This window comes from Actinomycetota bacterium (assembly GCA_030774015.1).
Lineage (GTDB): Bacteria > Actinomycetota > UBA4738 > UBA4738 > JACQTL01 > JALYLZ01.
Map to the genome: position 1 here is coordinate 41,949 of JALYLZ010000053.1, position 10,312 is coordinate 52,260.

10 protein-coding genes, 1 tRNA gene and 2 pseudogenes are annotated in these 10,312 nt (G+C 70.7%); 6 read left to right on the forward strand and 7 right to left on the reverse strand.

All coding sequences use genetic code 11. The annotated features are described in order from the left end of the window. The first annotated feature begins 47 nt into the window (after positions 1-47). The 4 genes and pseudogenes from M3Q23_05610 to M3Q23_05625 all read left to right on the forward strand — a co-directional run bounded on the left by M3Q23_05610 (position 48) and on the right by M3Q23_05625 (position 4,024). A pseudogene (locus M3Q23_05610) lies at positions 48-1,490 on the forward strand (DUF3492 domain-containing protein). 137 nt (positions 1,491-1,627) lie between these two features. Continuing rightward, positions 1,628-1,819 (forward strand): annotated as a pseudogene (locus M3Q23_05615) (hypothetical protein). A 475-nt stretch (positions 1,820-2,294) separates the two neighbouring features. Continuing rightward, entirely contained in the window at positions 2,295-2,600 is a 306-nt protein-coding gene (locus tag M3Q23_05620) for a HEAT repeat domain-containing protein (GenBank protein ID MDP9341579.1), read from the forward strand. Beyond that, on the forward strand, positions 2,597-4,024 hold the full coding sequence (locus M3Q23_05625; protein MDP9341580.1) for a hypothetical protein: 1,428 nt from the start codon (positions 2,597-2,599) through the stop codon (positions 4,022-4,024). The genes M3Q23_05620 and M3Q23_05625 overlap by 4 nt, the downstream gene beginning before the upstream one ends. 27 nt (positions 4,025-4,051) lie before the next feature. On the opposite strand, the gene trpD is transcribed toward M3Q23_05625, so the two are convergent. Beyond that, positions 4,052-5,113, reverse strand: a complete 1,062-nt coding sequence (gene trpD / locus M3Q23_05630; GenBank protein ID MDP9341581.1) for an anthranilate phosphoribosyltransferase — start codon at positions 5,111-5,113, stop codon at positions 4,052-4,054. Positions 5,114-5,236: 123 nt separating this feature from the next. Between trpD and M3Q23_05635 the strand changes: the two genes are divergently transcribed. Both M3Q23_05635 and M3Q23_05640 read left to right on the forward strand, forming a co-directional pair. Next, positions 5,237-5,310 (forward strand) — tRNA-Gly (locus M3Q23_05635). 237 nt (positions 5,311-5,547) lie between these two features. After that, on the forward strand, positions 5,548-6,234 hold the full coding sequence (locus M3Q23_05640; GenBank protein MDP9341582.1) for a DUF4386 domain-containing protein: 687 nt from the start codon (positions 5,548-5,550) through the stop codon (positions 6,232-6,234). Between the two features lie 209 nt (positions 6,235-6,443). Here M3Q23_05640 and M3Q23_05645 read toward each other — a convergent pair whose 3' ends face one another. The 6 genes from M3Q23_05645 to rpsF form a co-directional block, all read right to left on the reverse strand. Next, the gene (locus tag M3Q23_05645) at positions 6,444-7,190 is read right to left on the reverse strand and encodes an endonuclease III (protein MDP9341583.1); all 747 of its coding nucleotides are present in this window, start codon (positions 7,188-7,190) and stop codon (positions 6,444-6,446) included. Next, positions 7,187-8,536, reverse strand: a complete 1,350-nt coding sequence (dnaB, locus tag M3Q23_05650) for a replicative DNA helicase (GenBank protein MDP9341584.1) — start codon at positions 8,534-8,536, stop codon at positions 7,187-7,189. Before dnaB ends, M3Q23_05645 begins: the two co-directional genes overlap by 4 nt. 208 nt (positions 8,537-8,744) lie before the next feature. Beyond that, positions 8,745-9,191, reverse strand: a complete 447-nt coding sequence (gene rplI / locus M3Q23_05655; GenBank protein ID MDP9341585.1) for a 50S ribosomal protein L9 — start codon at positions 9,189-9,191, stop codon at positions 8,745-8,747. Continuing rightward, complete coding sequence (gene rpsR, locus M3Q23_05660) at positions 9,188-9,457, reverse strand: 30S ribosomal protein S18 (GenBank protein MDP9341586.1); 270 nt, start codon at positions 9,455-9,457, stop codon at positions 9,188-9,190. Before rpsR ends, rplI begins: the two co-directional genes overlap by 4 nt. Next, entirely contained in the window at positions 9,447-9,887 is a 441-nt protein-coding gene (gene ssb / locus M3Q23_05665; protein MDP9341587.1) for a single-stranded DNA-binding protein, read from the reverse strand. Before ssb ends, rpsR begins: the two co-directional genes overlap by 11 nt. 81 nt (positions 9,888-9,968) lie before the next feature. Beyond that, positions 9,969-10,312, reverse strand: a 344-nt coding sequence (rpsF, locus tag M3Q23_05670) for a 30S ribosomal protein S6 (protein MDP9341588.1), incomplete at its 5' end; no start/stop codon positions are given.

Genomic DNA, 10,312 nt, shown 5'->3' on the forward strand with positions numbered 1-10,312 from the left:
TCCATTCGGAGGATGCTCGGGGGGCGCCGGCGGCCTAGGCTGCACCAATGCGGGGACATGCGTCACGGGGAACGCTCCCGGAGCGGAGAACCGGGAGCGATCGCCTCAGGGTCCTGCTGGCCACGGAAGGGTTCCCGGACACCCGGGTCGGCCCCGGCGACGTGGCCGAGACCCTTGTCCACAACCTCCCCGAGGTGGAATTCGTCGTTTGGAGCCTGGTCCCCGGGCCCTCCCCGGATCAGGCCCGCGAGCTACCACCCAACGTTTCGTCCCTTCTGGAGGTCCCGGTCGCGCCGGGCCGGGAGCCCCCGGCTGCCAGCGGCCCCCGCCCGCGAGGCGGGCGAGCGAGCCGGAAGACCGCCCGGGTCACCGATCGAGAGGTGGAACGGGCCTTCGTCCCCCTGTTCCACGAGCTGCTCGACGAGTTCACCACCAGTCGCTTCGACCCCGATCGCTTCGGCCGGCTGCTGTCGGCGCTGCGGGTTCACTTCGAGGCGTGGGACTACCGGACCACCTGGCGCTCCCGCGCGGTGTGGGACGCGTTCCGGGAGCGGGCGGTCTCGGCCGACCAGGTCCTCGGGGATCAACGCGACGGCACCCTGATCGGGTCGGCGTGGGCCTTCCCGGGGGAATCCGAGAGCGCGTTCGGCAACGACGCGCCCACGGTCGGCGAGACCAGGGAGGCCCTGCGCTTCCTGTACCGGTCCCTGTGGCCAGTGACCGCCGAGCTTCCCGTCACCGACCTGACGCACGCCGTCTCCGGTGGCCTGTGCTCCATCCCCGGCATCCTCGCGAAGATCGAGCGGGAGACGCCCTTCCTGCTGACAGAGCCGACGCTCTTCCTGCGCGAGCAGTACCTGGCCCTGTCGCGAGAAGGGCTGCCCTTCGCGCTGAAGCGCCTCCTGCTCCGGTTCTCGAGCGCCCTGGCCCAGACCGCCTACCACCTTGCCGACCGGGTGGCGCCAGTGTGCGAGTGGGGCGGACAGTGGGAGCGGACCTACGGCGTGCCCGCCGGTCGCATCGACGTCATCTACCCGGGGGTGGACGGCGAGACCTTCCGGCCCATGCCCGTGAGCCGCTCGCCCCGGCCGACCGTGGTCTCGTTCTCGCCGGTGGCGCCAGCCGAGGACCAGCAGACCCTGCTGGAGGTGGCCGACCGGGTCCGCCGGGAGGTCCCCGACGTGCTGTTCCTGCACCACGGGCCGGTGGCCGACCAGGCCTACTCGGAACGGGTCCGGGCCATGTGCAAGGAGCGTCTCCTCGAGGCCACGGTGAAGTTCATGGGGCCCACCGAGCGTGTGGCCGCCACCTTCAACGCCGCCGACGTCACGCTGTCGACCTCGACGTGGGAGGGCTTCCCGCTGACGGTGATCCAGTCCCTGGCCTGCGGCACGCCGGTGGTCGCGACCGAGGTGGGCGGGATCCACGAGGCGCTCGACGGCCCGGGACTGACCGCTCCTGCCGGCGACGCGGAGCGCCTCGCGGAGGCCGTGGTGGCCATCCTGTGCCTCCCGGCCGACCAGCGGGAGATGCTGAAGGAGGCCGCCCGGAGCTCCGCGCTCCAGAAGTTCGGATTGCCCGCGTTCGTCGACCGGTACCGGGCCGAGTACCAAGCGCTGGCCGGCATGCCCGCGGAAGAGGAGGCGGAGGCGGAGGCGGAGGCGGTGGCGCCCACTCGGAGAGAGGAAATGCCCGTGACGGTCCTGGTGACGGATGGCGAGGAAGTGGCTGCGCCGGCTCTTGCGCTGATCCCTCCCCCACCGCCCATGCCGGTTCCGGCGGAAGCCGCGGCGGAGGCCGCGGCGGAGGCCCCGGCGGCCGCATCCGGCCCCGCGCCCGACCAGGTTCCGACCATCCCGTCGCCCGTCCCGGAGGTGCCGGAAGTGGAGGAGGTGCCGTCCACCCCGCTGCATCGGCCTGCGGCCGCCTCCGTGCCGGCCGAGCGATCGGGGTCGGGCCGGACACCGCTGCTGTGGGAAGTGCCGGCCCCCGAACTCACGGGCCGCGGCAACGGGTTCGCGCCGCATTCCTCCGGCGACCATGCGTTGGGGCCCCCTCCCTCGAGGGACCTGCGCTTCGCGCCCCACCGCTCCGGGGACGTCTGGCTCGAGCCGGGCTCGTCCCTTCCCACAGACTCCGACCCGGAGCCGGCCGAGCCGCTCCACTCCGTCCCGGAGCCCGCCGAACACGATTCGGTCCCGGAGGCACCCCAGCCCGTTCCGTCCGGTCCTGCCCCGTTCGAGACGGCCGGTCCAGCTCAGCTCCCCCGCCCGCCCACGTCGGTCCCGAACGGGATGGGATCGGAGGAGCTGCGGCGGGCTCTCCAGGACGACGACCCCTTCGCCCGGGCGGGAGCGCTCAGCCGGGCGGGCGACAGCGAGGACGTCCTGGAGGTCGTGGCGGAAGCGCTCGCCGACGACTACCCGCAGGTGCGGCGAGAAGCCGTCCGGGCCCTCCGGCGAATCGGGGGCCCGCTGTCCGGCCGAGCCCTCGCCGACACGCTCGCCAACGATCCCTCCTCCGAGGTCCGCGAGGAAGCGGTGGCCGCCCTCGCTGCGCTGCTCGCGCGTAGGATCCGGAGGCAGGAGAGCGGGGCGTGACGGGACTCGCACTCGAGGGACTCACCGAGAGGATCACGGACTGGGCGGGGAGGCTGGAGGGCCCCGCGGAGGCCGCCGCGCTCATCGAATCGCTTCATGTAAAGGACGATCGGGGGCGCCCGCTTGCCCCGGAACAGGCCCACGAGCTGGGCACCCTGGTGTTCGAACACCAGACCCTGGACCCGCCGGCATCACGGCGGGCCATCGAGGTCGAGGAGTCCCGGCGACGGGCCTGGCTGGAACGCCGCGCGGCGCTCGGTGTCGCCGGGCCGTCGCGCCAACCCGCCCTCGTCCTGCCGGCGGTACTCGTCCTCGCCTCGGTTCCCGTGCTCACGCTTCCGTGGTGGACGGGAGGCCGCGCGGCTCCGGCGAAGGCCACCGCGATCGGGCTGGGGGCGCTGGCCGCCACCGCCGTCGCGGGAGGATTCCGGTTCGTCCTGCACCGAATCGTCTCGGACTCGTCAGGGTCGAACCCGAGGGCCGCCCTTGGCCGCTGGGTGCGCACGACCGCGCGGCAGGCCGCGACGACCGCGGTGGCCGGCCTGGCCCTGTGGGGCATCCTGGTTTCGGTCCCCACGATCCCTCAGCCCCAGGTGGGCCGGGCCCTCCTCGCCTACACCACCCTCTCGGTGCTGTGGGCATCGCTTGGGGTGGGAGCGGCACTGGGCCGGCTTCGCCGGTCCTCCCCCCGAGCGACGACGGAGCGACGGCCCACCGTTCCCAGCGCGGACGCGCCGCGCAGAACGGCCGTGCTCTTCGCGTACGGGCTGGCCCTGGCGACGTTCCTCATGGCCGATCGCCTCATGGCGTGGGCTGGGACGCCCCACCGACGATCGCTGCACCTGTGGTTTCGGGCGGACTACGAGCTCGCGTTGGGAGTGGCCTTGCTCTGCTCGCTGCCGGCCTTCGTGGTGGTGGCCGCGGCCGGGCGCCAGATGGTCCGGCTCGTAGCCAGGGCGGCGTTCGTGTGCCCCCTGCCGCGGCGGGACCAGATCTCGGCCCGGCTGGGGTCCTCGCTCCGGCGAACCGCGCGGCGGCTGGCTGTGGTCGGGGTGGCCGGCGCGATCGCGGGGGCCGTGGGACTCGGGATGCTGGGGCGCGTCGTTCCGTCCGTCGGCCCGCTGGTGACCGCCCGATCCCTGGCCGTATTCGGCGCCGCGATGGTGAGCTACGTGCTGCTTGCCTGGTCGCTGCTGAACCAGGGCCTCGCGTTCGCGCTGTCGCGTGAAGACTTCGCGCTGTGGGCTGTGGCCCCGGCCCTGCTGGTCGACCTCGCCGTCGGCATCGGCCTGGGCCACTTCGTCGCGTACCGGCTCGCCGTGCTCGGGCTGTTGGCGGGAGCGGTGGTGTGCAGCGCGCTCTCCACACGGTTCGGACGGACCTTCGTTCGAGACGCCGACTACCTCTTCTACGCGGGGTTCTGACATTCCGCTGCGATCCCCGTAGCGCCGTCAACCCTCCGAGGAAGCCGAGCCGTTCGACACCTCGACCCACCGTTCCAGCACCCCAGCGGCCGCTCCCGAATCGATGGACCCCTCGGCGACCTCCACGCCCAGCCGGAGGTCCCCGGCCCGGTCCGCCACCACCAGCGCCGCGGCGGCATTCAACAGCACCACGTCCCGGGGCGGGCCCGGCTCTCCAGCCAGCACGGCGCGAGCGATGGCCACGTTGCGCTCGACGTCGCCGCCCCGGAGGTCCTCGGGGTCGGCCCGCGGTAGGCCGGCTTCCTCCGGGTCCAGCTCGAACTCCAGGAACTCTCCCTCGTCGATCCGGTACACGGTGGAGGGGCCGGTCGTGGTCAGCTCGTCCAGCCCGTCGCCCCCCCGGAACACCATGGCCCGCACGCCCCGGCGCGCCAGCACCTCGGCCACCAGGGGCAGCATGCGGGGGTCCGAGACGCCAACGATCTGCGCCACGGGTCGGGCCGGGTTCGTCAGCGGGCCCAGGAAGTTAAAGGCGGTCGGGACCCGGAGCTCCCGGCGCACCCCCGCCGCATGCGCGGCAGCCGGATGGAACACCGGCGCGAACATGAACCCGATCCCGGCCTCCTCCAGGCACCGCTCGACGCCGCGAGGCCCGAGGTCGATCCTCACGCCGAGGGCCTCCAGCAGGTCAGCCGAGCCGCACCGGGATGACGCCGCCCGATTCCCGTGCTTGGCCACGGCCAGCCCGGCTCCCGCGCACACGATCGCCCCCAGCGTGGAGACGTTCAGCGTGCCGGCGCGATCTCCCCCGGTCCCGCACGTGTCGGCCACGGGCCCGGGAGCCCGGACCGGCTGGGCGAATTCCAGGGTGGTGTCGGCCAGCCCCTCGAGCTCCTCCGTGGTCTCGCCCTTCGTGCGCAGGGCCATCAGGAAGCCGGCGATCTGGGCCTGGGTGGCCATGCCCTGCATGATCACCCGCATGGCCTGGCCGGCCTCCTGCTTGGTGAGGGACTCCTGGGCCGTGAGGCGGCCCAGGATGGTCGGCCAGAACGTCGGGCTCGGCTCGCCGGCGGGGGTGGAAGCGCTCACCCGCGAGTCCTCGTACCGCTGTCCATGGGAAGCCGAAACCTAGCAGGTTGGCAGCGTGGGGGGTCCTACTTCCACGAGCGCGGCGCCTTGCTAGACTCCCGTGCTGAGCCCTCGGGCTCTCGCGCGGATGTAGTTCAATGGTAGAACGCAAGCTTCCCAAGCTTGAGGTGGGAGTTCGATTCTCCTCATCCGCTCCACCGATCCTTGACGCATCGATCTCGACATTCAGTGTTATTTCGGGCGAGGATGCCGCCGCGTGCCCGCGAAGCGTCTTCGTCGATCGGCCGATGCCGACGCTGTCCCGGGGCGTGGCGGCCTCAGCGATGGACGGGGGAGGTGGCTGAACGCAGTAGGGCGCCACCGAGTCGGTTGATCTCATCAATTGGAAGGGGGTCCAGGTGAACCCACTGAGAAGGACTGCGTTCGTTGCAGGCGTGCTCTTCATCATCACCTTCGTCACCTCTATTCCAGCCGCGCTCGTGCTCTACACCCCGGTCCTCGACCACGCCCGCTACATCGTCGGCGCCGGCGCTGACAACCGCATCGCCCTCGGAGCGCTCCTCGAGATGATCCTCATCATCGCCAATGTCGGCACGGCCGTCGTGCTGTTCCCGATCCTCAAGCGGCAGAACGAAGGCCTCGCTCTCGGCTATGTCACCGCCCGTCTCGTCGAGAGCGCCTTCATCGCCGTCGGCATCCTCAGCCTGCTGGCGGTCGTGACGTTGCGCCAAGACGTCGGCGCCGCCGCGGCGGATGCGGGCTCGCTCGTCATGGTCGGAAGGTCGCTCGTCGCGATCCACGACTGGACGTTCCTGCTCGGGCCTGGCTGGGTCGTCGGCGTGGGGAACGGGTTGCTGCTGGGCTACCTGATGTACCGATCCGGCCTCGTGCCACGGGGCATGGCGATGCTGGGGCTGATCGGAGGTCCGCTGATCCTCATATCGGGGAGCCTCGTGCTGTTGAACGTCATCGACCGGGGCTCCGCCCCGCAGGCCATCGCGACGGCCCCGGAATTCGTTTGGGAGTTGTCGCTCGGCATCTACCTCATGGTCAAGGGATTCAAGCCGTCTCCCATCACCGCTGGCCTGGCGTCACCGGCCCCTACAGCGGCTGCGGTGTAATCCCCGCCGACCCAGGTGTAGCTCGAAGCCCCGGCTTCGGCCGGGGCTCCTTGGCACACGCGAACTCGCCGTATCCCCTCCTACCGATCCGGGTTGTGACCTGAAGGTTGTGGAATGCCCGGTCCCTAACCTGCGGCCACTCCCGCCGGGGGTCACCGTTCGAGCAGGTCAGCGACTTTCGGCAACAAACCCTCCCACCCACTCACCAGTCACTTCTGGGCTCGTCCGCGCTTCGGTCTCTCGCTGAGCACGTCGGGTGCCGTGGGGCACAGGTCCTGGAGCGGGCACACCTCGCACAGCGGGCGGCCCGGCTTGCAGATTTGCCGCCCCAGCCGGATCAGCCCCACGTGCATGGACACCCGCAGCCTGGGTGGGACCAGGTCCTCCATGGCCTCGTGCGCCGGCGCGGCGCCGAGGGTCGGCGGGATGAGCCCGAGCCGCCTGGCGGCTCGATACACGTGCGTGTCCACCGGCAACGCCGGGCGCCCCAGCGAGAACGCCAGCACGCAGGCCGCCGTCTTGGGGCCGACCCCGGGGAGCGAGACGAGGTAGTCGCGGACCTTTTGGTCCGGCGCCCGTTCCATCCATCCCAGGTCGAGCGAGCCCTCCCGATCCTGGATCTCCCGGAGGATGGCCAGGATCCGGGGCGCCTTGGTGTTGGCCAGCCCCCCGGGGCGGATGGCGTCGGCGACCTCCGAGGCCGGCGCGGCCGCCAGCGCCTCCCACGTCGGGAACCGCTCGCGCAGGGCCGCGTACGCGCGATCCCGGTTCACGTCGCTGGTGTTCTGGGAGAGCACGGTGAGGATGAGCTCCTCGAGCGGGTCCAGCCGCCGGGGCGGATCGAGGGGGCCGAACCGCCGGGCCAGCCGCCGGTGGATCTCCCGGACCCGACTCGCATCGCCCGGGTCCGGGCGCGCTACCGGGGCGGGCTTCGTCGCACGTGCTCGCGCCGTCACGAGCCGGAAGCGTAGTTCCGGAACTGCGTGAGGTGCGGCAGGAAGGTCAGCTTGACCGTCCCGGTGGGCCCGTTGCGGTGCTTCGCCACCACGATGTCGGCGGTGCCCTTCACCGACGGGTCCTCGGAATCGTCACGGTGGATGAACATGACGATGTCGCTGTCCTGCTCGATGGCGCCTGATTCCCTCAAGTCGGACAATTGCGGTCGCTTGTCCGCGCGGTTCTCCACCTGGCGGTTCAGCTGCGAGACGGCGATGACGGGAATCTCCAGCTCCTTGGCCAGCATCTTCAGGGACCGGCTGATCTCCGCGATCTCCTGCTGGCGGTTCTCCGTCCGGCCGTGGTGCGACATCAGCTGGAGATAGTCGACCACCACCAGGCCGAGGCCGTGCGACTGCCGCATGCGGCGGGCCTTGGCCCGGATGTCGACGATGGTGACGTTCCCCGCGTCAACGATGAACAGCGGCGCATCGTGCAGCGACTCGGCGGCTTCCACGATCTGCGACCAGTCCTCCGGTGCCACCCGGCCGGCCCGGACCCGGTCCCAGGGAACCCGCGCGTCGCCGCACAGCAGCCGCATCCCGATCTCCCACCGGGACATCTCGAGCGAGAACATCGCCACGGGGACCCGTTCGTCCACGGCGATGTTGCGGGCCAGGTTGGTGACGAACGACGACTTGCCGACTCCCGGGCGGGCCGCCACCACGATGAGGTTCCCTTTCTGGAGGCCCGACAGGAGCTGGTCGATGTCCCGGAACCCGGTGGCCACGCCGGCGTAGGCCGACTCGCGCTGCTGGATGGTCTCGAGGTCCGCCATGGCCTGGTCGACCAGGGTCCGGACCGAGACGACCTCCTCCTGGTCCTGGTGGCGGGACACCGCGTAGATGATGGATTCGGCCTGGTCGGCGGCCCGCTCGGTGTCCTCTGGGACCGAATAGGCCATGTCCATGATGTCCGCCGCCGCCTGGATCAGACGGCGAAGGACAGCCAGCTCCGCAACGATCCTCGCGTAGTAGGCCGCGCTGGCCGGGGTGGGGACGCGCTCCACCAGCTCGTGGATGAACAACGGGCCGCCGACATCCTCCAGGATTCCCTTCCTGGTCAGCTCCGCGGCGACGGTGATGGCGTCCACGGGCTCGCCGCGGCCATAGATGTCGAGAAGGGTCTGGTAGATCTTTCGGTGCGATCCCCGGTAGAAGTCCTCGGGCCGGACGAGCTCGATGACCTCGGCGATGGCCTCCGCCGAGAGCATCATCGAGCCGAGGACCGACTCCTCCGCTTCCAGGTTGTGGGGCGGGACCCGGTCGGGCCGCAGCTTCCTCGGTTCATCGACGACCCGTGCCATGCTCCCCTCCCCCCGACGAAACCCTAGGAAGCTCGGGGGCCTGGTGGAAGGGGAAAACCCCTGTGGAATGCATCCGCGCAGGTCGCGCGGCGAGATTCCCTGTCACTCCCCGGTCCACCTGCGGTTTCCACCTGTGGAGAAGCATGTGGACAACTGTAGATACCGGGTGTGACAAAAACGGAGTGACGGCGGCCAGAGGCCGCCGCCCTTACTCCGTGTGGATCTCGACGGACAGGGCCGCGTCGACCTCCGGGTGGAGGTGGATCCGGACCTCGTGCACGCCCACGCTCCGGATCGGCTCCTCGAGATGGACCATCCGCCGGTCGATCTTCTCGCCCGTTTGCTGCTCGATCTCCTCGGCCAGGTCGGCCGCGGTGACGCTGCCGAACAGCTTGCCCCCCTCGCCGGCCTTGGCCCGGACCTTGAGGGGACCCGCCGTGATCCGCGCTGCCACGGCCTCGGCTTCCTTCTGGGCCTTGGCCACGCGGCCCTGGTGGGCCCGCCGCAGGCTGTCGGCGTGCCGGACCGCGCCCTTGCTCGCCGGGATGGCCATCCCGCGGGGCACAAGGTAGTTCCGGGCATACCCGTCGGCGACCTCCACGACGTCGCCGGGGGCCCCGAGCTTGTCGATCTCCTTCTGGAGGATGATCTTCATCGGGAGCTGAACGGCAGCAGGGCCATCTCGCGGGCGTTCTTGACCGCGGAGGCCACGTCACGCTGGTGCTGGACGCAGTTCCCGGTCACCCGGCGGGCGCGGATCTTGCCCCGTTCCGAAACGAACTTCCGAAGCAGCGTCGCGTCCTTCCAGTCGACGTGCTCGATGCGCTCCTCGCAGAACAGGCAGACCTTGCGCTTGGTTCGCTTCTGCCAGCCCTTCTCTTCCTTCTCGCGTCTGGGTGCTCGCTTCTTCTTACCCGCCATCCAGTGGTGTCTCCTCGTCCGCGCCGCCGACACCGACGCTGACCGGACCCGACCACTCGCTGCCCGCGCGGGCCTGCTTCTCCACCTTCGTGGTGGCCCACTTCAGGCTCGGCCCGATCTCGTCGGCCTCGATCTCGACGACTGTTCTCTTCTCGCCCTCCTGGGTCTCCCAGGATCGCATCTGGAGCCGCCCGACCACGACGACCCTGGTGCCCCGGGTCAGCGACTCCGCGACGTTCTCCGCGAGCGTCCGCCACCCGTTCACCGTGAAGTAGGACGTCTCGCCGTCCTTCCACTGCCCCGACTGGTCCTGGTACCGGCGGTTCACCGCCACGCGGAACTTGACCACGGCCGCGCCGTTCGGCGTGTACCGAAGCTCCGGGTCGTCGGTCAGGTTCCCGACGATGACCACCTGGTTCATGCTCGCCATCTCCATCACCACCTTCTGTGTGCTCCGCTCCGTCCGGCCGATGGCCCGCCGGGTGGAGGGGGAAGGATCGACCTTACGCCGCTACGCCGCCCGCACCCCGACCTTGTGCCGGATGACCTCGTCCGCCAGCGTCAGGACCCGCTCGAGCTCGACGATCGCCGCCGGCTCCGCGGTGAACTCGACCAGCAGGTAGTAACCCTCGGTCAGGTGCGCGATCTGGTAGGCCAGACGCCTGCGGCCCCAGCGGTCGATCTTGTCGATCTGGCCTCCGCCTCGCTGGGAGAGCGCCTGGGTGATGCGATCCGTCACCCGCACGACGACCTGCTCGTCGGCGTCGGGGGGCAGGATCAACAAGATCTCGTACTTCCTCAAGTCCACCTCCTCTGGACTGGGCGGCCCCCACGAAGGGAGCAGGAGTGGAACCC